18 protein-coding genes are annotated in these 21,875 nt (G+C 63.8%); 6 read left to right on the top strand and 12 right to left on the bottom strand.

The annotated features are described in order from the left end of the window. Nucleotides 1-31: 31 nt before the first annotated feature. From MUU55_RS19705 to MUU55_RS19675, 7 genes are all read right to left on the bottom strand, one after another. Nucleotides 32-1,234, bottom strand: a complete 1,203-nt coding sequence (locus MUU55_RS19705) for a vWA domain-containing protein (protein WP_244762469.1) — start codon at nucleotides 1,232-1,234, stop codon at nucleotides 32-34. 141 nt (nucleotides 1,235-1,375) lie between these two features. Continuing rightward, the gene (locus MUU55_RS19700; protein ID WP_244762468.1) at nucleotides 1,376-2,263 is read right to left on the bottom strand and encodes a transglutaminase family protein; all 888 of its coding nucleotides are present in this window, start codon (nucleotides 2,261-2,263) and stop codon (nucleotides 1,376-1,378) included. 22 nt (nucleotides 2,264-2,285) lie between these two features. Continuing rightward, entirely contained in the window at nucleotides 2,286-4,682 is a 2,397-nt protein-coding gene (locus tag MUU55_RS19695; protein ID WP_425314208.1) for a circularly permuted type 2 ATP-grasp protein, read from the bottom strand. 33 nt (nucleotides 4,683-4,715) lie between these two features. After that, the gene (locus tag MUU55_RS19690) at nucleotides 4,716-8,036 is read right to left on the bottom strand and encodes a transglutaminase family protein (RefSeq protein ID WP_244762467.1); all 3,321 of its coding nucleotides are present in this window, start codon (nucleotides 8,034-8,036) and stop codon (nucleotides 4,716-4,718) included. Between the two features lie 138 nt (nucleotides 8,037-8,174). Next, nucleotides 8,175-8,951 (bottom strand): VOC family protein, encoded by a 777-nt coding sequence (locus tag MUU55_RS19685; RefSeq protein WP_244762466.1) that lies wholly within the window; start codon nucleotides 8,949-8,951, stop codon nucleotides 8,175-8,177. 26 nt (nucleotides 8,952-8,977) lie between these two features. Then, the gene (locus MUU55_RS19680) at nucleotides 8,978-9,712 is read right to left on the bottom strand and encodes a DUF899 domain-containing protein (RefSeq protein WP_244762465.1); all 735 of its coding nucleotides are present in this window, start codon (nucleotides 9,710-9,712) and stop codon (nucleotides 8,978-8,980) included. Nucleotides 9,713-9,793: 81 nt separating this feature from the next. Then, the gene (locus tag MUU55_RS19675) at nucleotides 9,794-10,255 is read right to left on the bottom strand and encodes a MarR family winged helix-turn-helix transcriptional regulator (RefSeq protein WP_244762464.1); all 462 of its coding nucleotides are present in this window, start codon (nucleotides 10,253-10,255) and stop codon (nucleotides 9,794-9,796) included. 85 nt (nucleotides 10,256-10,340) lie between these two features. On the opposite strand from MUU55_RS19675, the gene MUU55_RS19670 reads away from it, so the two are divergent. Then, on the top strand, nucleotides 10,341-10,745 hold the full coding sequence (locus tag MUU55_RS19670; protein WP_244762463.1) for a GFA family protein: 405 nt from the start codon (nucleotides 10,341-10,343) through the stop codon (nucleotides 10,743-10,745). A gap of 44 nt (nucleotides 10,746-10,789) precedes the next feature. Here MUU55_RS19670 and ilvD read toward each other — a convergent pair whose 3' ends face one another. Further along, the gene (ilvD, locus tag MUU55_RS19665; RefSeq protein WP_244762462.1) at nucleotides 10,790-12,625 is read right to left on the bottom strand and encodes a dihydroxy-acid dehydratase; all 1,836 of its coding nucleotides are present in this window, start codon (nucleotides 12,623-12,625) and stop codon (nucleotides 10,790-10,792) included. 205 nt (nucleotides 12,626-12,830) lie between these two features. Here ilvD and MUU55_RS19660 point away from each other — a divergent pair, with 205 nt between their 5' ends. Together MUU55_RS19660 and MUU55_RS19655 are read left to right on the top strand one after the other, a co-directional pair. After that, the gene (locus tag MUU55_RS19660; protein ID WP_244762461.1) at nucleotides 12,831-13,868 is read left to right on the top strand and encodes a GntR family transcriptional regulator; all 1,038 of its coding nucleotides are present in this window, start codon (nucleotides 12,831-12,833) and stop codon (nucleotides 13,866-13,868) included. A 9-nt stretch (nucleotides 13,869-13,877) separates the two neighbouring features. After that, nucleotides 13,878-14,231 (top strand): VOC family protein, encoded by a 354-nt coding sequence (locus MUU55_RS19655; RefSeq protein ID WP_244762460.1) that lies wholly within the window; start codon nucleotides 13,878-13,880, stop codon nucleotides 14,229-14,231. On the opposite strand, the gene MUU55_RS19650 is transcribed toward MUU55_RS19655, so the two are convergent. Next, the gene (locus MUU55_RS19650; RefSeq protein ID WP_244762459.1) at nucleotides 14,232-15,761 is read right to left on the bottom strand and encodes a UxaA family hydrolase; all 1,530 of its coding nucleotides are present in this window, start codon (nucleotides 15,759-15,761) and stop codon (nucleotides 14,232-14,234) included. A gap of 164 nt (nucleotides 15,762-15,925) precedes the next feature. On the opposite strand from MUU55_RS19650, the gene MUU55_RS19645 reads away from it, so the two are divergent. Then, nucleotides 15,926-16,672, top strand: coding sequence for a FadR/GntR family transcriptional regulator (locus MUU55_RS19645; protein WP_244762458.1), 747 nt, complete (start codon nucleotides 15,926-15,928; stop codon nucleotides 16,670-16,672). Nucleotides 16,673-16,731: 59 nt separating this feature from the next. Beyond that, entirely contained in the window at nucleotides 16,732-17,880 is a 1,149-nt protein-coding gene (gene dgoD, locus MUU55_RS19640; RefSeq protein ID WP_244762457.1) for a galactonate dehydratase, read from the top strand. A 58-nt stretch (nucleotides 17,881-17,938) separates the two neighbouring features. Here the strand turns inward: dgoD and MUU55_RS19635 are convergent, their stop codons facing one another. Beyond that, the gene (locus MUU55_RS19635; RefSeq protein WP_244762456.1) at nucleotides 17,939-18,343 is read right to left on the bottom strand and encodes a GFA family protein; all 405 of its coding nucleotides are present in this window, start codon (nucleotides 18,341-18,343) and stop codon (nucleotides 17,939-17,941) included. 252 nt (nucleotides 18,344-18,595) lie between these two features. Here MUU55_RS19635 and MUU55_RS19630 point away from each other — a divergent pair, with 252 nt between their 5' ends. Continuing rightward, nucleotides 18,596-18,733: a lipoprotein gene (locus MUU55_RS19630; protein WP_244762455.1), complete on the top strand. Its 138-nt coding sequence runs from the start codon at nucleotides 18,596-18,598 to the stop codon at nucleotides 18,731-18,733. Between the two features lie 30 nt (nucleotides 18,734-18,763). Here MUU55_RS19630 and MUU55_RS19625 read toward each other — a convergent pair whose 3' ends face one another. Next, nucleotides 18,764-19,792 carry a sensor histidine kinase gene (locus MUU55_RS19625; RefSeq protein WP_244762454.1) on the bottom strand — a complete coding sequence of 343 codons (1,029 nt, stop codon included), beginning with the start codon at nucleotides 19,790-19,792 and terminating at the stop codon, nucleotides 18,764-18,766. Between the two features lie 150 nt (nucleotides 19,793-19,942). Continuing rightward, the gene (locus MUU55_RS19620) at nucleotides 19,943-21,427 is read right to left on the bottom strand and encodes a nucleobase:cation symporter-2 family protein (protein WP_244762453.1); all 1,485 of its coding nucleotides are present in this window, start codon (nucleotides 21,425-21,427) and stop codon (nucleotides 19,943-19,945) included. Nucleotides 21,428-21,875: the final 448 nt, after the last annotated feature.

Genomic DNA, 21,875 nt, shown 5'->3' with positions numbered 1-21,875 from the left:
GCGGGTTCGGTTTTTCGGCGTGGGACGCGAATTATTTCGTCAGGCGGGAGACCACGGCGGACGTGCGCTCGCCGATCACCTTGAAGGCTGCGACGAGGGCCGCCATGTTCTCGGCCTCGAAGTAATGCGAGGTGTCCGTTGCACACGCCTTCAGCAGGTTCTGGCCGGCGGTCGGCGCCATGAAGGCGACGCTGTAGACTTCGATGCCTGCGGCCTTGGCGCTGACGCAGGTGGCCTTGGTGCTGGTGTCGTCGGCGGACGAATTGTTGGCGCCATCGGTCATCAGCACGAGATACTTCGTCGGCACCTGGCCGTTCTTGGCCTTGTGCGCGGTGTTTTCCGACGCGGCGATCAGCTTGTTGTATGCGATTTTCGTCGCATTGCCCGAGGCGGTGCCGCCATCCGCTTTGAGCAGGTTGACATAGGCGAGCGACGTCGTGGATCCCCAGGTGAGTTCGCTTGGCGTATAGGTTGTCGAATCGTAGGCGATGGTTCCCGTGCGCACGAAGGTGTTCGTCGGGTCCGCGATGGTGAACTGCGTGAAGAGGCTGGCGACCGCGAGTTTCAGGGCGGCCATCTTGGAAACATAGCAGGGGCTTGTCGCCTTGGTCTTGGTGTTGCCCCAGTTCTGTTCCGTCCAGTTGATGCAGGACGTCAGCGTCTTGTCTTTCTCGTTGGTGATCCAGGCCATCGAGCCGGACTTGTCGAGGACCAGGAACATCGAGAGGGCGTTCTTCGATTCCGTCGCGCTCTCGGCCGTGCTCTTCGCCTTCAGTTCCGTCGATTTCTGGCCGAGCAGCCGCGTGAAGGCATTGAAGTTGAGGGTGTGCTTGGTGGAGATGTCCACCTTGAAGGACTTGCCGTTGCCGAGCATGGCCGTCTCCGTGATGGAGATCTGCGTGCCCGATTCGAATTCACTTGCGCCGTTGTCCGAAGGATCGACGTTGCCGCCGGTGCCGCCGTACATCTGCGTTTTGAGGAACTGCATGGCGAGCAGCTTGGCTTCGGCCTTGCTTTTGGCGTCGTTGGCAAGCGCCGATGCGGCGGCAAGCGCTGCCGAATCGGCGGCGTCCTGCAAGTTCGCTCGCGTCATCACGATATTGGTGAGATCGATCGCCACGCCCCCGGCCGCCAGGATAAGCGGGCAGACGATTGCCGTCATCATCGCAAAATTGCCGCAGCGGTCGCCGATGAGCCGCGCGAACAGGCTCCGTTTTTCAGTCTTCGTCGTCATGAGACTTCACCCACCATCTTCATAATGTGGGCAGAAGCTAGCAATGAAGTGTTATTTAACGGTTCGAAGCCGTGGTATAGTTTTCGTAAAATTCTACCGACCCTGAAATTCCGGCATTTCCCGCTGTTTCCAATCGGGATTTCATGCCGTCTGGCGCACCGGAATGACGTCCACCGCTTGGCTCGTCTTGTGCTGGCCGTATCCCTTGAGCACGCCGATGACGGGGGCGACATCCGCATAGTCGCGACCATAGGCGACGACGATATGGTCGGTGCCGGCGGGGATGTCGTTGGTCGGGTCGAGTTCCATCCAGCCGTTCACCCGGCCGCACCAGTAGCGCACCCAGGCGTGCATGGCGTCCGCCCCTTCCAGCCGCTCCTTGCCCGGCGGCGGGATGGTGCGCAGGAAACCGCTGACATAGCCGGCGGGAATGCCAAGACTGCGCAGCGCCACGATCATCACATGGGAAAAATCCTGGCACACGCCGCGCTTTAGTTTGAAGGCTTCGCGCGGGGTCGTATCGACATTCGTCGCCTTCGGATCGTAGGTGAAATCCTTGTGGATGCGCGCGCAGATCGCCGCTGCGATCGCGCGGACCGTCATGTCGGGTTTGGCGATCGAGCGGGCGTATTCGGCGATATCAGGGCATTCTTTCAGCCGCGGACTTGGACCCGTATAGTGGTGCGGCGAGCCGGCATCGAGCGACCAGTAGCCGGCGATATCCTCCGGCAGATTCGCCACGCGCGGTGAAAAGTCGGCCGCCGGCTCCGGCACGTCGACATGCACGCGCGCCTGCATGCGGATATCCAGCCGTTCATGCGCGTTGCGAAAGAGGATCGCGCTCATCGGGTTTTCGAAGAAATCGTTGTGATCGACCCGTTCGCCCGGCCCGGGCGTGACGCCCACCGTGCCGGCGACGAGCCGCTGACGCCCGCCGATCGAAAGCGGCAGCACGCGCACGATGTGCCGCCCGCCGGAGACCGGCGTGTCGTAGAGATAGCTGATATGAAGGTTGACGTCGTAGAGCATGGTTTGCGCGCCTCCCCTTCGCTCAGCTCAGATAGGTTTGCGCAAGAATGTCCGAGAGCTTTTCGAGCTCCGCCTCGAAGCGCTGGTAGACCGCATCCGTCATCGCTTCCGGCGTCATCACCGCCAGCCCCGCGTGAAGGCGCATGGCCTCTCGATAGAAAGGCGACATCTGGCCGTTGGAATAGGCGTTCGGCAGCTGCTCGACCTCGTTCTTGATCTCGTTCAGCTGATAGAGGATCGAGCGCGGGTTGAGCGGGTCGAGCGCGAGCAGGTCGGTGACGGTGAGACGCGCGGTCGCCACATTGTAGCGGCGGCGGTGGGTCATCACGCTGTCGCCGATCTCCAGCAGCATGTCGAGCGCGCCGTCGGGCGCATCCTCGCCGGACATGTGGCCGAGCAGGCGCGTCATGTGCAGGCCGCGCTCAAGATAGCGGCCGATGGAGAGGAAGCGCCAGCCGGTGAAGCGGTACATGTTTTCATGCACGAGACCGGCAAAGCCCGCGAGCTTTCGCAACAGCACGGTCATGGCGCGCGTCGCGTCGTCGCCCGGCTGGATGCTGACATGGAAGCGTCGCGCGGTTTTCGCCAGATCGTTGAGGGCGAGCCAGCCGTCCGGCGAGAAACGGTCGCGGATATTGCTGGCGGAGAAGACGGCGCTGTCGATGCTGCGGATGAGGGTCGACGGCACGGCTTCCGACGTGTCGATGTCGAGCGCTTCGAGATAGTCGCTGACATCCTTCAGGAGCGGTTGCTCGGGATCGGCATATTCGGCGTAGCGGCCGTGCCAGGCGCGCAGGATGCGCAATGCGCCTTCTGCCCGCTCGATATAGCGGCCGAGCCAGAAGAGGTTGTCGGCCGCGCGGCTCGGCAGGCTGCCGGGCATGTTGCGGGTGAAGACTTCCTCGGCCGGCAGGAGCGATGTGCGCTCGACGGGCTTCCGGCTGACGATCCAGACGTCTGCCGCCGAGCCGCCTTCCTGCATGGCGATGGCCGAGACGTTGTCGCCGGCGCCGATGCGGGCGAAGCCGCCGGGCATGATCTGCCAGCCGTCGCGGGTGCGGGCGGCGAAGACGCGCAGCGACATCGGCCGAGGCACCAGCTTGCCGTCGACGAAGGCCGGGGTCGTGGAGAGCGTCACCGCCTCCTGGCCGACCAGCTTGGTGCCGTCGCTGGCCAGCCATTCGGCGATCGACTGCTTGGCCGTGTCGCGCAGCGTCGAGCCGAGCACGGACTGTTCGTTGTCGTCGAAGAACGGGCGCGTGGAATAGGCCGGGCCGATGACCATGCGCTCGATATTGGCGGCGACGTGCTCGCGCTCCTCCTTTTGGCCGCACCACCAGGTGGCGATGGAGGGGAGGCGCTGCTCCTCGCCGAGCAATTGCCGACAGATGTTGGGCAGGAAGGCGAGCATGGCGCGCGTCTCGACGATGCCGGCGCCGAGCGCATTGACGAAGGTGACGGAGCCGGAGCGCAGCGCCTCGACCATGCCGGGCGTACCGATATGGGAGTTCTGGTTGAGTTCTAGCGGATCGGCGAAAGCGGCATCGAGCCGGCGCCAGAGCACGCCGACGGGTTTCAGACCGGCGACCGTGCGCACCATGACCTTGCCGCCGACGACCGTCAGGTCCTCGCCCTCCAGGAGCATGAAGCCGAGGTAGCGGGCGATATAGGCGTGTTCGAAATAGGTTTCGTTGGCAAGGCCGGGTGTAAGGACGGCGATGCGGTCTTCGGCCGATTTTTCGGCCTGCAGTGTCTCGCGAAACGCGCCGAAGAAGCCGGCGAGGCGGTGTGCGTGGGTCGCTGCATAGACATCGGAGAAGGCGCGCGTCGTGGCGACGCGGTTTTCCAGCGCGAAGCCGGCGCCTGACGGTGCCTGCGTGCGGTCGGACAGCACCCACCAGTTGCCGTCGGGGCCGCGGCCGATCTCGAAGGAGACGAAATGCAGGAAATGCTGACCATGCGGCTGCACCCCGACGAGAGGGCGCAGGAATTCGCTGTTGGAGGCGACGAGGGCCGGCGGCAGCAGGCCGTTGGCGACCAGTTCGTTCTTGCCGTAGATGTCGGCGACGACGGCTTCCAGCAGCTCGGCGCGCTGGGTGAGGCCACGGGCGAGATCCTCCCACTCGGCCTCGTCGATGAGCACGGGAATATGGGAAAGCGGCCAGGCGCGGTCGCTGTTGGCCTCCTTGCCATAGGCGCGATAGAAGACGCCGGCATCGCGCAGATAGCGGTCGGCGCGGGCGAAGCGGCCGGCGAGGTCCGTCTCGTCCATGCGTTCGAGCGCGGAGAGGAAATGCCGCCAGACCGGGCGCACGTCACCCTGCGTGTCGACCATCTCGTCGGCGACGTCGGGAAGCGGGGCGTAGGCACGGGCAGGCGCCTGCGCCGCCTGGACCTCGATCTGCTCTTTTGCCTCCACACTCGTGGTCTTCAATCACTGTCTCCTAGGGGGCTAGATGCCGGGCGGCCTGCGCAAATCCAGCGTCAGCGGAAAATCCGCCGGCGGAATTTCCTGCTGCAAGAGATAGCCGCCCGTCCTGTGCCCCCAGGGCTCGAACCGCGCCAGCCGGCGCGCCTCGGCCTCGTTTCCGTTTACCGGGAAGGTGTCATAGTTGCGTCCGCCCGGATGGGCAACGTGGTAAATGCAGCCCCCGATCGCTCGCTTCGACCATGTATCATAAATGTCGAAAGTAAGCGGTGTGTTGACGGGCAGCACCGGATGTAACCCAGATGCGGGCTGCCAGGCCTTGTAGCGCACGCCGGCGACCGAGACGCCCCTGGTGCCCGTGCTTTTCAGCGGGACCGGGCGACCGTTGCAGGCCACGGTGTAGCGTTCGGGATTGACGGTCTCCAGCGTCACCTGAAGCCGCTCGACCGACGAGTCGACATAGCGGACGGTGCCGCCGATCGCGCCCTCCTCGCCCATGACATGCCAGGGCTCCAGCGCTTGGCGCACTTCGAGATTGGCACCCTCGTATTCGACCTCGCCGCAGAAGGGGAAGCGGAATTCGAGCTGGGCGGCAAACCATTCGGGCCTGAGCTCGAAGCCGTTCGCCCGGAGGTCGGCGAGCACATCCAGAAAATCCTGCCAGACATAATGCGGCAGCATGAAGCGGTCATGCAGTGTCGTGCCCCAGCGCACGAAGCCGCCCTCAGCCGGGTTCAGCCAGAAGCGGGCGATGAGGGCGCGGATCAGCAGCTGCTGGGCAAGGCTCATGCGGGCATTCGGCGGCATTTCGAAGCCGCGGAACTCGACGAGCCCGAGCCGGCCGGTCGGTCCGTCCGGGGAGAACAGCTTGTCGATGCAGATTTCCGAGCGGTGCGTGTTGCCGGTTACGTCGGTCAGGAGGTTGCGGAACAGCCGATCGACGAGCCAGGGCAGCGGTGGAGCACCCTCGCTGGGCGCAGGCACCTGCGACAGGGCGATCTCCAGCTCGTAGAGGCTATCGTGCCGCGCTTCGTCGAAACGCGGCGCCTGGCTGGTCGGGCCGATGAACATGCCGGAGAACAGATAGGAGAGCGACGGGTGACGCTGCCAGTGGAGCACGAGGCTTTTCAGCAAATCCGGCCGGCGCAGGAACGGGCTGTCGTTCGGGTTCTTGCCGCCGACGACCACATGGTTACCGCCGCCGGTGCCGGTGTGGCGGCCGTCGATCATGAACTTGTCGGCGCCGAGGCGCGACTGGCGCGCCTCCTCGTAGACGGCGGTGGTGATGTCGACGCAATCCTGCCAGTTCGACGCCGGATGGATGTTGACTTCGATGACACCCGGATCGGGCGCGACGCGGATGACGTTGAGGCGCTCGTCCTGCGGCGGTGCATAGCCCTCGATATGGACGGCCAGACCAAGCCGCTCGGCGGCACGCTCGGCAGCCGTCACCAGCTCGAGATAGTCCTCGACACGCTCGACGGGCGGCATGAAGATGCAGAGCCGCCCGTCGCGCGCCTCGACGCTCATCGCCGTGCGCACGGTGCCGACGATCTCGCTGCGCACCTGTTCGATGCGATCCTGCCCCGCTTCGCTCGCTTGAAACGAGGCTTCCGCCATCGTGCGGCCGGTTTTGGCGAAATCCGGCAGTGGCGGTTTGTCCTCGGAGGGATCGGCCGGATTGATGTAGGGATAGTTCGAGGGCGAAAGGTAGGGCAGGGCGCCGAGCGGCAGGCGGTAGCCCACAGGGCTGTCACCGGGCACGAGGAAGATCTTGCCGCGGCGCGTGCGCCATCTTTCGCTGATCCAGCGTTTGCCGTCAGCCTTCGCATTCCATGCCTGAACCGGCAGGATATGGCCGGTCGGCGCGGTCAGGCCGCGTTCGAAGACGCGGGCGATGCGGTTGCGCTCTTCGGGGTCTTCCAGCTTGGAATTCGAGGGATCGACATTCTCGGGAAGATTGCCCTCCTTGATGGTCCATTCGGCCGGGTCTTCATAGGCGGGCTGGACCATGTCGGCGGCGATGCCGAGCTCTCCGGCGATGCCCGCAAGCACCGCCGCGGCATCGGCTTCGCTGACGTCGGCATCGCTGCCTTCCTCGGCGATGAGCGCAGGGTTCTGCCAGATCGGCTTACCGTCGCGCCGCCAGTAGAGCGAGAAGGTCCAGCGCGGCAGGCTTTCACCGGGATACCACTTGCCCTGGCCGTAATGCAGGAAACCGCCGGGCGCGAATTTTTCGCGCAGGCGCCGGATCAGCGTGTCGGCCTTTTCGCGCTTGGTCGGGCCGACGGCGGCGGTGTTCCATTCGGCGGATTCGAAATCGTCGATCGAGACGAAGGTCGGCTCGCCGCCCATGGTGAGACGCACGTCATTGGCGGCCAGCACCGTATCCACGTCACGGCCGAGCGCGTTCAGCGCATTCCAGCTCTCGTCGGAAAAGGGTTTGGTGATGCGGGGATGTTCGGCGACGCGGGTCACCGTCATGGCAAAGTCGAATTCGGTGTTTGCTTCGCCGAAATATCCGCCGCTGATCGGCGCGGCATTGCGGTAATGCGGCGTGGCGGCAAGCGGGATGTGGCTTTCGCCGGTCAGGAGGCCGGAGGTCGGGTCGAGGCCAATCCAGCCGGCGCCGGGCAGATAGACTTCGCACCAGGCGTGCAGGTCGGTGAAATCGACCTCGGTGCCGGAGGGGCCGTCAAGGGCCTTCAGGTCCGGCGCGAGCTGGATGAGATAGCCCGACACGAAGCGGGCGGCGAAGCCGAGATTGCGCAGGATCTGCACAAGCAGCCAGCTCGAATCGCGGCAGGAGCCGAGTGCGGTCGTCAGCGTCTGCTCGGGCGTCTGCACGCCCGGCTCCATGCGGATGACATAGCCGATCGTCTGCTGGAGCCGCGCATTGAGGCCAACGACCATGTCGACCGTGCGCTGGTGCGGCGTGCGGTCGATCGTCTTCATGAAGGCTTCGAGCGCCGGATCCATCGGCTCCGGCACGCGATAGATGTTCAGGTCTTCGCGCAGCTCCTCCGGATAGTCGAAGGGCCAGTGCTCGGCCTCCTCCTCGACGAAGAAATCGAAGGGATTGTAGACCGTCATGTCGGCGACGAGATCGACCTCGATCTTCAGTTCCGTCACCGGATCGGGAAAGACGAAGCGGGCGAGATAGTTGCCGTAGGGGTCCTGCTGCAGGTTCACGAAGTGGTTTTCGGGCGAAACCTTCAGCGAATGGCTGATCACCTTTGTCTTGGAATGCGCCGCCGGCTTCAGCCGGATGATCTGGGGTCCGAGGCGGACCGGTTTGTCGTAGATGTAATAGGTGAGGTGGTAGATACCGGCCTTGATCGACATGCGCTCTCTTGTTCCCCTCGGGCGGTCTTGAGCCGCCATCGGGGAGAGTTTGTGCAATGCGAAGAGAGATTGCAAGCGAGAATGGGGGCGGGGTGCCGGGGACCTTGGCACCCCGCTTGCTCGCCGGCTGGTCGTCCGTCAGCGGTGCATTGCGACCAGCGAGAAGAAGACGCCCTGTGGGTCCGTGCAGTTGATGATCCAGGCACCACCGGGCACCTCCATCGGCCCCATGACGATTGTGCCGCCGCCATCGGTGACGCGTTTTGCCGCGGCATCGAGGCCCTGGACGACGAAGTAGTAGCCCCAGAACGGCGGCGCCGGGGAGCCGGGCGGGTTTGTCATCATGCCGCCGATGGCGTTCCCGCCGCGCACGGCGAAGGTCTGGTAGATGCCCATGCCGCCTTCCGACATGTCGACGGCCATGTCCTTCGTCCAGCCGAAGGTCTTCGAATAGAAAGCCCAGGCCTCGTCGAGGTCACCGGCCATCAGCTCGTGCCAGCCGATGCGGCCGGGTTCCATCATGCCCGGTTCTCCCGGGCCTTCATCCTGCGTGGTGAAGAGCGAGAACATGGCGCCGTGTGGATCCGCGGCGACGGCGAAGCGGCCGACACCGGGAATGTCGTCCGGTGGGCGCATGATCTTGCCGCCGTTGGCAGTGATGTCGTTGCAGGTATCCTCGATCCTGTCGGTGAAGATGTAGCCGGTCCAGACCGGTGGCATGCCCTGGGCCTCCGCCGGTATCTCGCAAATGCCGGCCGCCTGTGTCTCGCCGGCAAAGGCGAGCGTGTATTTCATGCCCTCCATGCCGGAATCGCGCATCGACCAGCCGACAACCGAGGCATAAAAGCGTTCGGCGGCGGGGACGTCGGTCGTCATCAACTCGTACCAGCAGAACTTGCCATAGTCCTTATGCATGCGGGGTCTCCCTTTTTGGGTTTTGTTCAGTCGCAGCAGGAATGCGTCTTGGGGGCTTCAACATATTCGTCCTTGCGCTTGACGAAGCTCAGCGTGCCGGTCTCGTTACGGCCCTTGGGTGCCCGGTCCAGGATCATCAGGGTGCCCAAGGCTTCCTCGCCGCCGCGGGCATAGTCGGAATAGGTGTGGTAGACCGTGCCATCCTCGTCCCTGGCGAAGGCGCTGAGGCCGGGCAGTTCGTCATGCGCATCGGCGGTCGGCGTTTCGCGGTAATTGTACATCACCTTGCCGCTCGCCAGCTCCTCCTTGGTGAAGGAGACGTGGTAGTCGAAATTGAAATCGCTGCCGAAGGACGACACCCAGGGAAATGTCCAGCCCATGCGCTTCTTGTAGGCAGTCAGCTTCTCCAGCGGCGCGCGGGAGACGGCGATCATCGTGACGTCGTGGTTGTTCAGATGCGGCAGCATGCCGTCGATATGATCGGCCATGAAGGAGCAGCCGGGGCAGCCGGCCTCCCATTCTGGACCATACATGAAGTGGTAGACGATGAGCTGGCTGCGGCCGCCGAACAGTTCGGCGAGCGTCTTGCGGCCATCGGGTGTCTCGAAAGTGTAGGTCTTGTCGACCTTGACCCAGGGGAGGGTGAGACGTTCGGCGCGCACCTTGTCGCGCAGCTTCGTTTCCTCCTTCTCCATGGCCAGCAGCGCCTTGCGGGCCGTCAACCATTCCTCCCGGGATACGATCTCGTGGTTCGGTCTCATGCTCGGAACTCCTCTTTCTCGGGCTTGCGACAAATGCGTTGGTATCAACATTTTTAGCGCGTGTCAAAGCGCAAGCCGGTCTCACCCTTCCGGCACGGACTGTTTCTCAACGGCCTGTAACGCGGCAATGACGGTGTGCGTTGCCTCAGCGATTTCTTTTTTTCCGAGTATCTCGCCCAGCGCGTTGGCCCAGACGGCCTGTCGTGCCTGGATCGCCGCGAGCGCCGCCTTGCCGCTCTCGGTCAGCGCCATCAGCTTGGCGCGCTGGTGGGCCGGATTGTCGGCGTAGAGGATAAGACCGTCCTTCTCGAGCAGGTCGGCGATGCGTTGAACGCCCTGCCGCGTCATGCCGAGCGCCCGCCCGGCATCGGCGACGGACATCGGTGCGTGATCGGCTGCGGCCAGAACCTGCCAGCGGGCGCTCGTCTGGCCAGTCGGTTTGGCCAGCGCATCGCCGGCATTCTGCAGATGGCCGGCAAGGCGCAGGACGGAAATGGCGAAGGCGGCGAAGGCGTCGCCGGCGGGGGTGCGATCCGATTTCATATTGACAGCATGTTGTCGTTTTGCAATGGTTCTTTTGACAGTATATTGTCATTTAACGCCTGATGACGCAAGCGAGGAGAGCGTGATGCTGAAGACCTACAAGGGAAGCTGCCACTGCGGGAAGATCCAGTACGAGGCGGATATCGATCTCGAAGCTGGTACAGGCCGCTGCAATTGCTCGATCTGCTCGAAGAAGCGGTATTGGGGCGCCCAGATCAAGCCGGATGCCTTTCGCCTGCAATGCGACGAGGCCGATCTCGGCGACTACCAGTTCGGCACGATGAGCGGCCACCACCGTTTCTGCAAGAATTGCGGCGTCTCGGCCTTCGGGCACGGTTATATCGAGGCAATCGGCGGGGATTATGTTTCGATCAATGTCGCCTGCCTCGATAACATCGAGCAAAGCGAACTGGCGGAGTTGCCGATCCAGTATTTCGACGGACGAAACAATGCCTGGTGGAACACGCCCGAGGTGACAAGGCACCTCTGAAAAGCAGGCCGGGCGCGAAAAGGATTTCCGCGCCCGGCAAAAGCTTATTCCGGCAGGATGCGCACGGCGCCCTTGTCGGCGCTGGCGGCGAAGGCGGCATAGGCCTTCAGCGCCGTCGTGACATTGCGCTTGCGGGGGGCGGCCGGCTTCCAGCCGAGCTTGTCCTGTTCGGCGCGGCGAGCGGCAAGTTCGGCTTCCGGAACTGCGAGGTTGATCGTGCGGTTCGGGATGTCGATCTCGATGGTGTCGCCATCGCGTACGAGGCCGATCGTGCCGCCCTGTGCCGCTTCCGGCGAGGCATGGCCGATCGACAGACCGGATGTGCCGCCGGAGAAGCGACCGTCGGTGACGAGCGCGCAGGCCTTTCCGAGACCCTTCGACTTCAGATAGCTCGTCGGATAGAGCATTTCCTGCATGCCGGGGCCGCCCTTCGGGCCTTCGTAGCGGATGACGACGACGTCGCCGGCCTTGACTTCATTGCCGAGGATGCCCTTCACCGCCGCATCTTGGCTTTCGAAGACGACCGCGGGACCGGTGAACTTCAGGATCGATTCATCGACGCCGGCCGTCTTCACGATGCAGCCGTCGAGCGCGATGTTGCCCGAGAGAACGGCAAGGCCGCCGTCCTTCGAGAACGGGTGTTCGACGGAGCGGATGACGCCGTTTTCGCCATCGGTATCCAGTTCGTCCCAGCGGGCTTCCTGGCTGAAGGCGACCTGGGTCGGGATGCCGCCGGGTGCTGCGCGGAAGAAGGTGCGCACCGTCTCGCTGGTCGTGCGGGTGATGTCCCAGCGGTCGATGGCGTGGCCGAGCGTTTCGGAATGCACGGTCGGCGTGTCGCGGTGGATGAGGCCGCCGCGATCGAGTTCGCCGAGGATGCGCATGATGCCGCCGGCGCGGTGCACGTCTTCCATGTGAACGTCCTGCTTGGCGGGCGCCACCTTGGAAAGGCAGGGAACGCGGCGCGACAGCTGGTCGATATCATCAAGGTCGAAATCGATGCCGCCTTCATAGGCAGCCGCCAGGATGTGCAACACCGTGTTGGTCGAGCCGCCCATGGCCACGTCGAGCGACATGGCGTTTTCAAAGGCGCGCTTGTTGGCGACGTTGCGCGGCAGGATGCTGTCGTCTTCCTGCTCGTAATAGCGGCGCGCGAGATCGACGATCAGGTGGCCGGCCTCGACGAAGAGGCGCTTGCGGTCGGCATGGGTGGCGAGCGTCGAGCCGTTGCCGGGCAGCGACAGGCCCAGAGCCTCGGTCAGACAGTTCATCGAATTGGCCGTGAACATGCCGGAGCAGGAGCCGCAGGTCGGGCAGGCGGAGCGCTCGATGACCTTGACGTCCTCGTCGGAGATCTTGTCATCGGCGGCAGCGACCATGGCATCGACGAGGTCGAGCGCGTGGGTCTTGCCGTGCAACACGACCTTGCCGGCTTCCATCGGGCCGCCGGAAACGAAGACGGCGGGGATGTTGAGGCGCATGGCGGCATTCAGCATGCCGGGCGTGATCTTGTCGCAGTTCGAGATGCAGACCATGGCGTCGGCGCAATGCGCGTTGACCATGTACTCGACCGAGTCGGCGATGATTTCGCGCGACGGCAGCGAATAGAGCATGCCGTCATGGCCCATGGCGATACCGTCGTCGACGGCGATCGTGTTGAATTCCTTGGCGACGCCGCCGGCTTTTTCGATCTCGCGGGCGACGAGTTGGCCAAGGTCCTTCAGGTGCACGTGGCCGGGCACGAACTGGGTAAAGGAGTTCACCACCGCGATAATCGGCTTGCCGAAATCCGAATCCTTCATGCCGGTCGCGCGCCAGAGGCCGCGGGCACCGGCCATGTTGCGGCCGTGGGTGGTGGTTCGGGAGCGATATGCGGGCATGGTCAATTCCTCGAGGTGGACGTGGCTGGCATATGGGCGTGTTGAAGCCGGATTGCGAGCCTTACGAGGGTTTCCCTAGCGCAAAACGCCCCGCACGTCACGAAAGGAATGACGATTTTTTGACGGTGCGACGCAATTTCCTTGCCGGCCGCGTTCGTCATCACGACCGTTGTCGGCATGGTGCATTCATGCCATGGTCCGCGCCATGAATGGCACGGGACAGGATTTGGCGGAAGCGGGCGCTGACGGCGCGGAGGCCGGGCTCGACAAGAGCCCGCTCTATCTGCGCATCCGCGACGTGCTGGCGCAGGCGATTTCCGCCGGCCGCCTGCCGAAGGGCGCGTTGCTGCTCGAAGGCCCCGTCGCGACCCTCTTTGCCTCCACCCGCACGCCGGTGCGCCAGGCGCTCGTCCTCCTGGAAGAGGGCGGCATGGTCAGGCGCTTCGACGGGCGGGGCTTTCTGGTCGGACAGGGGCGGAGCGGACCGAAGCGCGTGGCGCTGACGCCTGACATGCTCGGGCTGAGCGAGGAAGCGCCGGGGCTGCGCAAGGCGCCAGGCTGGGAGGCGATCTATGAGAGCCTGGAGCGGGAGATGGTGCATCTCTCCGTCTTCGGCCGCCATCGCATCAATGAAGTGGAGCTGGCGCGCGCCCGCGGCGTCGGCCGGCAGGTGGCGCGCGATGCGCTGACGCGGCTCGAAGCGCTCGGCATCGTCGAGAAGGACGAGCGCATGCGCTGGACGCTGGTGCCGCTCGATGAGAGCCGCATGCGCGACCTGCACGATATCCGCGTCGCGCTGGAACCCGTGGCGCTGATGCAGGCCGCCCCCTTCATTCCGCCCGCCGAGCGCGGCATGATGAGCGACCGGCTGGAGGAGGCGCTGGCCGCCTACCCCGACCTGTCGGTCCAGGCGATGGACGATCTCGAAACCGACCTGCACATTACCTGCCTCGGCTATTGCCCGAACCGGGAGCTGCTGATCGCCTTGCGCCGCGCGCGCTTCATGCTGAATGTCAGCAAGCACATCATCGGCGTGTCGCATCGCATGCCCGCCGCAGAGCCCTTCATTGCCGAGCATCTTGCCGTGTTCCGGGCGCTTGATGTCGATGATATCGCGCGGGCGGCCGAGACGCTGCGCCATCACATCGTCGTCTCGCTGCCCAAGGTGATTAGCCGCGTCGCGGAACTGCGCGAGGCGCATCGTCCCGCCATTCCCGCTTATGCCACCCCGGTCGCCCGCTGAGGAGTTTCCATGAAGGTCAAACGCATCGTCGCCAATATTGAGACGGCCGATCCGGGCGTGGTCGCCCGTTTCTATGCGGATGTGCTCGGATTGGATCTGCTGATGGACCATGGCTGGATCGCCACCTATGGCAATGACGACACCATGCCGTTGCAGGTGAGTTTTGCCTCGGAGGGCGGATCCGGCACGCCGGTGCCGGGGCTTTCGGTCGAGGTCGATGATGTCGAGGCGGCCTATCAGGCGGTGCTCGCCGGCAAATATCCCGTGGAATACGGTCCGGCGGACGAGCCATGGGGCGTGCGGCGTTTCTTTGTACGCGACCCCGCCGGCACGCTCGTCAATATCGTTATGCACACGCAATAATCAGGTAATCGCGCCGACCTGCCAGGGCACAAATTCGTTGTCGCCGTAATCGAAGGCTTCGCTGGCCGTCTTGCGGCCGGAGGCGGTGTCGATGACGAAGTCGAAGATGCGGCGGCCGGCTTGTTCGATGGTCTCGGTGCCGTCGACTATCGTGCCGCAATTGATGTCCATGTCTTCCTTGATATGCTCGTACATCGGCGTGTTGGTGGCGATCTTGATGCAGGGCGCCGGCTTGTAGCCGGAGACCGAGCCGCGACCGGTGGTGAAGGCGACGAGGTTGCAGCCGCCGGCGATCTGGCCTGTCACCGCGGCGGGATCGTAGCCGGGCGTGTCCATGAAGACGAAGCCGGGCTCCGTCACCTCCTCGGCATATTCATAGACGGCATTGAGCGGCATCGAGCCGCCCTTGGCCACCGCGCCGAGCGATTTTTCCAGAATGGTGGTCAGGCCGCCAGCTTTGTTGCCGAAGGAGGGATTGTTGTTGAGTTCGGCGTCGTTTTTCGCGGTGTACTCCCGCCACCACTCTATGCGGGCAAGCAGTTTTTCCGCCACTGCGGGTCGGGCGGCGCGGCGGGTGAGGAGATGTTCCGCACCATAGATTTCCGGTGTCTCGGACAGCACGGTGGTAGCGCCTTCCTGTACGAGGAGGTCGGAGGCGATGCCGAGCGCCGGGTTGGCGGAAATGCCGGAATAGCCGTCCGAGCCGCCGCATTCGAGCGCCAGCTTGATGCCGGAGAGCGGCTGCGGCGTGCGGCGGATGCGGCCGACATCCGGCAGCATGTCGTCGATCATGGCGCAGGCCGCCTCGATCGTCTTGCGCGTGCCGCCCTGTTCCTGGATCATCATCTTGCGGAAGGTTTTTCCCTCCTCCAGCCCGGCCTCCTCGATCAGCGGGCCGTACTGGAACGTCTCGCAGCCCAGCCCGATCATCAGGATGCCGCCGAAATTCGGGTTGCGGGCGTAGCCCTTGAAGGTGCGCGTCAGGATGCGCCCGCCCTCGGATTTGAGGTTGAGTGCGCAGCCGCCGCCATAGGTCAGCGCCACCACGCCGTCGATATTGTCATGACCGGTCTCGCGGAATTTGCGGGCATAGTGTTCGGCCACGTAACGCGAGACCGTGGCGGAACAGTTCACCGTCGAGAGGATGCCGATATAGTTACGCGTGCCGATGCGGCCATTGCCGCGGTCGTAGCCATCGAAGGTGCGCCGTTCGGCTTCGGGCACCATGACGGGCGGGGCATTGTCGACGCAGAACTCGTGTTTGAGGGCGACGTCGAGAATGGCGAGGTTCTGCAGGTGGACATGTTCACCGGGGCGGATCGCCTTTGTCGCATAGCCGATGATCTGGCCGTATTTCAGCACCGGCGCGTTTTCGGCAATCGCCGCGATCGCGACCTTGTGGCCGCGCGGGACGCGCTCGACTGCAGTTACCCCGTTCACCAGCGCCCGGCCGGCATCGACATTGGCCGGCACCACGCCAACATTGTCTTTCGGGTTGAGCACGAGAATGGCGGGAAGGTCGGCGAGCATGGCGGGTCCTCCTGAGGGATCGGCGCATTATGCACTTTGCCGGCAGAAGTCAATCATCGGAATTTTCACCGCCTTGAAGAGAAGGGCCATGGTCTCCACCGTTAATTTGTCATATCATTATTGCGTAATTGTACGATGATTTGAGCTGCGGATCGGGAGGTTGCGTGCCGGAGAAAGCAAGGAGACAGGCCCAACGGCCTTTGTCGCGCCGTCCGCGCGTGCGCCACAATGTGACGGCGGCGATCGGTACGGACATTTGCGGCGGGCGGTTTCCGCCGGGAACGGTTCTGCCGCGCGAAAGCGACCTTTGCGAGACCTATGGCGTCAGCCGCACCGTCATCCGCGAATCCCTGAAGGTTCTGGAAACCAAGGGTCTCGTGCGCGGTCGCCCCCGGGTCGGCACGCTGGTCTGCGACCGTGCGGACTGGAACGTGCTGGACGCGCAGATCCTCGAATGGATGGGGCCGGATGTGCTGTCGGCCGAACTTCTGGGTTCCATTCTGGAAGCGCGCCGCACCGTCGAGCCGGCCGCCGCCTTCCTCGCCGCCTCGCGCGCCACCGCGCAGGAAATCGCCGATCTCGAACGCGCCTGTGACGAGATGGGCGAGGCGGAGGGCGATCTCGAAACCTTCACCGCGGCGGATGCCCGTTTCCACGAGACCCTGCTCCGGGCAAGCCACAACAAGGTCTTTCACCAGCTGTCGTCGATCATCCATGCTGCACTTTCCTATGCGCTGCACGCCTCCAACCGGGCGTCGGCAAAACGAGACGAGGCGCTGGATGTGCACCGCGATCTCGTGGACGCGCTGCGGCTTCGCGACGGTGTGCGGGCGGAAACCTGTTCGCGCCACATTCTCGATCTCGCTGCGCGCGACCTTTCGGCGCTGATGGGCAAGGCGGACGAAACCTGACGACTGTCGCGGGAAGAAGAGGCCCGCGATGCAGATAAACTGACGAGGGATGGACTACCATGAAGATCACCAAGCTCACCACCTATGTCGTGCCGCCGCGCTGGCTGTTCGTGAAGGTGGAGACGGACGAGGGCATCGTCGGCTGGGGCGAGCCGGTCGTCGAAGGCCGCGCTTTGACCGTCGAAGCCGCCGTGCATGAACTCTCCGACTATCTCGTCGGCAAGGATCCGCTGCTGATCGAGGACCATTGGCAGGTCATGTATCGGGGCGGCTTCTATCGCGGCGGTGCGGTACACATGTCGGCGCTTGCCGGCATCGATCAGGCGCTGTGGGACATCAAGGGCAAGGCCTATGGCCAGCCGGTCCACGCGCTGCTCGGCGGCCAGGTGCGCGACAAGATCAAGGTCTATAGCTGGATCGGCGGCGACCGCCCGTCCGACGTCGCCAACAATGCGCGTGAGGTCGTCGCCCGCGGCTTCAAGGCGATCAAGCTCAACGGTTGCGAGGAAATGCAGATCGTCGACACCTGGGACAAGGTGGAGAAGGCCGTCGAGACCATCGCGACGATCCGCGAGGCGATCGGCCCCTATATCGGCATCGGCGTCGATTTCCATGGCCGCGTGCATCGGCCGATGGCCAAGGTGCTCGCCAAGGAACTGGAACAGTTCAAGCTGCTTTTCATCGAAGAGCCGGTCTTGTCCGAGAATCACGAGGCGCTGAAGGAGATCGCGAACCATTGCTCGACGCCGATCGCGCTCGGGGAACGGCTCTATTCGCGCTGGGATTTCAAGTCGGTGCTGTCGGACGGCTATGTCGATATCCTCCAGCCCGACCTGTCGCATGCCGGCGGCATCACGGAATGCCGCAAGATCGCAGCGATGGCGGAAGCCTATGACGTGGCGCTCGCCCCGCATTGCCCGCTCGGGCCGATCGCGCTTGCCGCCTGCCTGCAGGTTGACGCCGTCTCCTACAATGCCTTCATCCAGGAGCAGAGCCTCGGCATCCACTACAACAAGGGCAACGACATCCTCGACTACATCTCCAACAAGGAGGTCTTCCAGTACGCGGACGGCTTTGTCTCGATCCCGCAGGGACCGGGTCTCGGTATCGAGGTGGACGAGCAGTATGTCATCGAGCGCGCCAAGGAAGGCCATCGCTGGCGCAACCCCGTCTGGCGCCATGAGGACGGCAGCGTTGCCGAGTGGTGATCTAAACGACTGATGTAAAGCCGGGCGATGTCCGGCTTCTGCCGTTCGTGCACCCTTGTCAGCTGCTCGGCAGGCCCTGGGCATGTTCCATGGTCTCGTCGAGCGTGACCCAACCATGTTTGGATTGCTCGAAGACCGAGAGGCTCGGCGGGGCAAAGGCCGGGTCGGCGAAGGCGCCGACCGCCACGCCGATCCAAAACGGTGCGGCTTCCGCCTTCCAGAAAACGGTCGAGCCGCAGGTCGGGCAGAAATACATGCGGACGCTGCGTTCGCTTTCGGCGGTGCGGACAAATTCCGTGCTCGGCCCTGAGATTTCGACGCAATCGATCGCATAGAAGGCGTTGGCGCTGAAAGGTGCACCGGTTCGCCGCTGGCAGGCCAGGCAATGGCAAAGTGCCGTCAGTTGCGGCGGTTCGCGGAATGTCAGTCTGAGCGCGCCACAGGCGCATCGGGCATCGGCCATGGAAAGTCCTCCCGTTTACACGGTTCAAAGTCGTTGGAGTGGGTGCTGAAGGTGCAGGCCTGCGACGCAGGCGGTGCGAAGGGGCAGAGGCCTGAATGATCTCAGGCGCGCCGAATTTCCAGATAGGGCAGGAGAGGCCGAAGTCCAGTCGGTGGCCGTTTCCAGGCGTGGCCCGACTTTTCGCCTGCCGTTGCGGTGGACGGAATCACCTGCGGCCCCTATCTCTTACGGGCACTATCCAAGGAGAGATTCATGCGCCCCACTTCCGGTTTCATCATTGCCGCACTCGCTGTCCTGGCGCTTGCCGGCTGCAGCACAACGGCCGCCGACAACACGACCTATGCTCGCCCGGCCGCGTCGGGCGGCGCGATTTCCATCCCGCTGAACTGATCGCGCTGCTGTCGAGGACCTGAATGTACCTCAAGCTTTGCGGAGCGGCAGGCTGATGGCGGCCCGGTAGCGGCCGCCGTTCACCGGGCCTGACACGAACTGCCACCGTTTACCGAAGCGGGCTTGCAGTCGATCGGCGATATTCCTCAGCCCAATGCCCATGCCGGCCGGTTTGCGATCCGGCTGGTCCGGCGGCAGATCGTTTTCGACGCTCAACACCAGACGATCCGCCTCCTGTCGCGCTTCAAGCACGATGGTGACGCGTCTGCTTGATGGCCCGACGCCGTGTTTGACCGCGTTTTCAATCAATGGCTGAAGAATGAGGTTCGGCACCAGCGCGGTGTCAAGCTCCGCCGGAAGGCGGATCTCGAAAGCCATGCGCTGCCCGAATCGTTCGCGTTCAATTTCGAGATAATCGCGTTGCAGCGCGATCTCCTGCGCGAGCGGCACGTCGTGCAGCGGGTTGAGCGACAGGGTCGTTTGCAGGAAGCGCGACAGGGACAGTATCATGCGGTCGGCCCGTCCTGCCGATCCCTCCTCGATGAGGCCTGCAATGGAATTCAGCGTGTTGAAGAGAAAATGCGGGTTGAGCTCGTAGCGCAGCGCCCGCATTTCCGCGTCGATCTTGCGGCGTTGCGCATTGAGCAGCGAAAGTGCTGCCGCGTAGAAACCGAAGACGATGACGTTCCAGATCATGCTGAAGCGGAACTGCAGGAGGGCTTTTTCCCACGTATTGGCGATCGCAAATCCGGGTACGCTCTGGCCGCCGGGAAAAACATGCGGGCCGGCCAGCATGATGATGGCGATATCGAGCATCGCCTGGCTCATGCCGGCCAGGACGACGGCGAGGATGCCGAAACCGATGGCCAGTCCTTTCGGCTGGTTTTGAAGGTGCTGGAGTATTCTTGCAAGAACGAGGGCGAGCATAATGCTGCTCAGCCAGCCGGGGGCGATGAGCGGCAGACCGCCCGGCAGCATCAGGATGTCGTTGATGGACAGCGCCGTCCACAGGGTCACGGCCAGAACAAGGGCCTCGCGCCCACTCAATATGCCTGCCATGCCTGCTCCCCAAGTATCGGCTTCTATTGACGAAAACGCGGCACACGTTTCGTCACGCCCTGGAAGTAGGATGGGAAAACGCCGAAGCAAGCCGTCGGCACGAAAAACCCGGCCTGGATGCAGGCCGGGTTTTGTCGAACGTCCGTGGGGTTAGTGCGAGTCGGCCATGCGGGCCGCCTCGACCGCGGAGGACTGGTTGAATCCGACGCCGTTGAAGAAAGCATTGAGGACAACCGCGACGATCGAGGCGAGAACGATGCCCGATTCGATGATCGGATGAATCGCATGCGGCATCCACATCAGGTAGTTCGGCGCCAACAGCGGAATGAGACCGAAGCCCACGGAGACGGCAACCACGAAGAGGTTGTTGCGCGAGGACTTGAAATCGACATTGGCGAGGATGCGAACACCGGTTGCGGCAACCATACCGAACATGACCAGGCCCGCGCCGCCGAGCACGAAGGTCGGCACGGCTTCGACGAGGGCACCCATTTTCGGAATGAGGCCGAGGATGATCATGATCACGCCGGCCGCAACACAGACATAGCGGCTCTTGACGCCGGTGACGCCGACGAGGCCGACATTCTGGGAGAAGCTCGTATAGGGGAAGGTGTTGAACAGACCGCCGATCATCGTGCCGACGCCGTCAACGCGCAGGCCCGCCGTCAGCTGCTGCTGGCCGATCGGCCGATCGGTGATTTCGCCGAGTGCGAGGAACATGCCGGTCGATTCGATCATCACCACGATCATGACGAGCGCCATGGTCGCGATCAGCACGGGCTCGAAAATCGGCATGCCGAAGCGCAACGGCGTGACGACGGCAAACCAGCCGGCTTCGCTGACCTGGTCGAAATGCATCATGCCGAAAATCGTGGCCGCGATGCAGCCGATGACGACGCCGGCAAGCACCGCGATATTGCTGATCAGGCCCTTGCCAAAGCGAGCGATGAGCAGGATCGAGATCAGCACGAGGGCCGAAAGCGCAATATGGCTCGGTTCGGCATAGACAGGGTTGGAAATGCTCGGTGCGATGGCAAGCCCATCGGGAACGGCGGGGCCGCCGGTCTTGGCGAGTTCCTTCATCTGCGTCAGCCACGTGGCGTGCGCCGGGTCGATCAGCTTGGGCGCGGTCGGGCCGAAAGGATTGCCGAAAGTCCAGTTGATGCCCACGCGCATCAGCGACACGCCGATGACGAGGATGATCGTGCCGGTCACGACGGGCGGGAAGAACCGCAGCAGGCGTCCCATGAGCGGTGCCAGCAGCAAGGCGATGAAGCCGGCTCCGATGATGGCGCCGAAGATCATGCGCGCACCTTCCTGGCCGGGGTTGAGCGTCGCCATGGAGACCATCGGGCCGACGGAAGCGAAGGTGACACCCATCATGACCGGCAGGCGAATGCCGACATGGCGGCCGACGCCGAGCGACTGGATGATGGTGACGAGGCCGCAGACGAAGAGGTCGGCGGAAATGAGGAACGCCACGTCCTGCGGGCTGAGTTGCAGCGCCCGGCCGACGATCAGCGGCACGGCGACGGCGCCGCCATACATCACAAGGACATGTTGGATGCCCAGCGTCGCGAGCCTGCCCACGGGCAGTTTCTCGTCCACCGGGTGTATGCTGGATGCGTCGCTCATGGATACTCCTCCTATCACGTCGACCCTACCTGCCCCGTCCTCCAACGGGGTGCGCCATCCTTCGCACCGCGGGAGTGGGCTGCAAGTATAGCCAGGCAATAAACACTTTACGCATTCCTGGGGTAATCGTGCGGTGGGAAGTTCTCGCCGTTCGCCGCTTGCAATCGGGATTTCAACGCCTTTTCATAGGATTGGTGTGTGTCTCCGAGGCGATGGGCGGCTTGTCCCTGCCAGCATTTGAGCGCAAGAGACGGGGCGCCGTCAACTGTTTCCCCCACGGCATATCTGTATTGCCGCCTCGCCCCCTGCCGCCTCGCAAATGCACCTGAAACCCCGCCAAATGCCCAAGAAACAGCCCGAGAATTGGCGGGAGGCCTAGGCTCTCACCCCGAGGCGGGAGGAGATGGAGGCGGGAGTTGCCGACGACGCGATGATGCTATCGTGCACC

Origin of the sequence: Shinella curvata, assembly GCF_022899935.1 — a bacterium.
In the GTDB taxonomy this organism is placed as follows: domain Bacteria; phylum Pseudomonadota; class Alphaproteobacteria; order Rhizobiales; family Rhizobiaceae; genus Shinella; species Shinella curvata.
Note: the sequence above shows the minus strand (reverse complement) of the source record. Positions and strands in the feature narration are given on the sequence as shown.

Bases quoted from the DNA above. Each gene is read 5' to 3' on its own strand.
- MUU55_RS19705 (WP_244762469.1), bottom strand. From the start codon at position 1,234: ATGACGACGAAGACTGAAAAACGGAGCCTGTTCGCGCGGCTCATCGGC.
- MUU55_RS19700 (WP_244762468.1), bottom strand. From the start codon at position 2,263: ATGCTCTACGACGTCAACCTTCATATCAGCTATCTCTACGACACGCCG.
- MUU55_RS19690 (WP_244762467.1), bottom strand. From the start codon at position 8,036: ATGTCGATCAAGGCCGGTATCTACCACCTCACCTATTACATCTACGAC.
- MUU55_RS19685 (WP_244762466.1), bottom strand. From the start codon at position 8,951: ATGCATAAGGACTATGGCAAGTTCTGCTGGTACGAGTTGATGACGACC.
- MUU55_RS19680 (WP_244762465.1), bottom strand. From the start codon at position 9,712: ATGAGACCGAACCACGAGATCGTATCCCGGGAGGAATGGTTGACGGCC.
- MUU55_RS19675 (WP_244762464.1), bottom strand. From the start codon at position 10,255: ATGAAATCGGATCGCACCCCCGCCGGCGACGCCTTCGCCGCCTTCGCC.
- MUU55_RS19670 (WP_244762463.1), top strand. From the start codon at position 10,341: ATGCTGAAGACCTACAAGGGAAGCTGCCACTGCGGGAAGATCCAGTAC.
- ilvD (WP_244762462.1), bottom strand. From the start codon at position 12,625: ATGCCCGCATATCGCTCCCGAACCACCACCCACGGCCGCAACATGGCC.
- MUU55_RS19660 (WP_244762461.1), top strand. From the start codon at position 12,831: ATGAATGGCACGGGACAGGATTTGGCGGAAGCGGGCGCTGACGGCGCG.
- MUU55_RS19655 (WP_244762460.1), top strand. From the start codon at position 13,878: ATGAAGGTCAAACGCATCGTCGCCAATATTGAGACGGCCGATCCGGGC.
- MUU55_RS19650 (WP_244762459.1), bottom strand. From the start codon at position 15,761: ATGCTCGCCGACCTTCCCGCCATTCTCGTGCTCAACCCGAAAGACAAT.
- dgoD (WP_244762457.1), top strand. From the start codon at position 16,732: ATGAAGATCACCAAGCTCACCACCTATGTCGTGCCGCCGCGCTGGCTG.
- MUU55_RS19635 (WP_244762456.1), bottom strand. From the start codon at position 18,343: ATGGCCGATGCCCGATGCGCCTGTGGCGCGCTCAGACTGACATTCCGC.
- MUU55_RS19630 (WP_244762455.1), top strand. From the start codon at position 18,596: ATGCGCCCCACTTCCGGTTTCATCATTGCCGCACTCGCTGTCCTGGCG.
- MUU55_RS19625 (WP_244762454.1), bottom strand. From the start codon at position 19,792: ATGGCAGGCATATTGAGTGGGCGCGAGGCCCTTGTTCTGGCCGTGACC.
- MUU55_RS19620 (WP_244762453.1), bottom strand. From the start codon at position 21,427: ATGAGCGACGCATCCAGCATACACCCGGTGGACGAGAAACTGCCCGTG.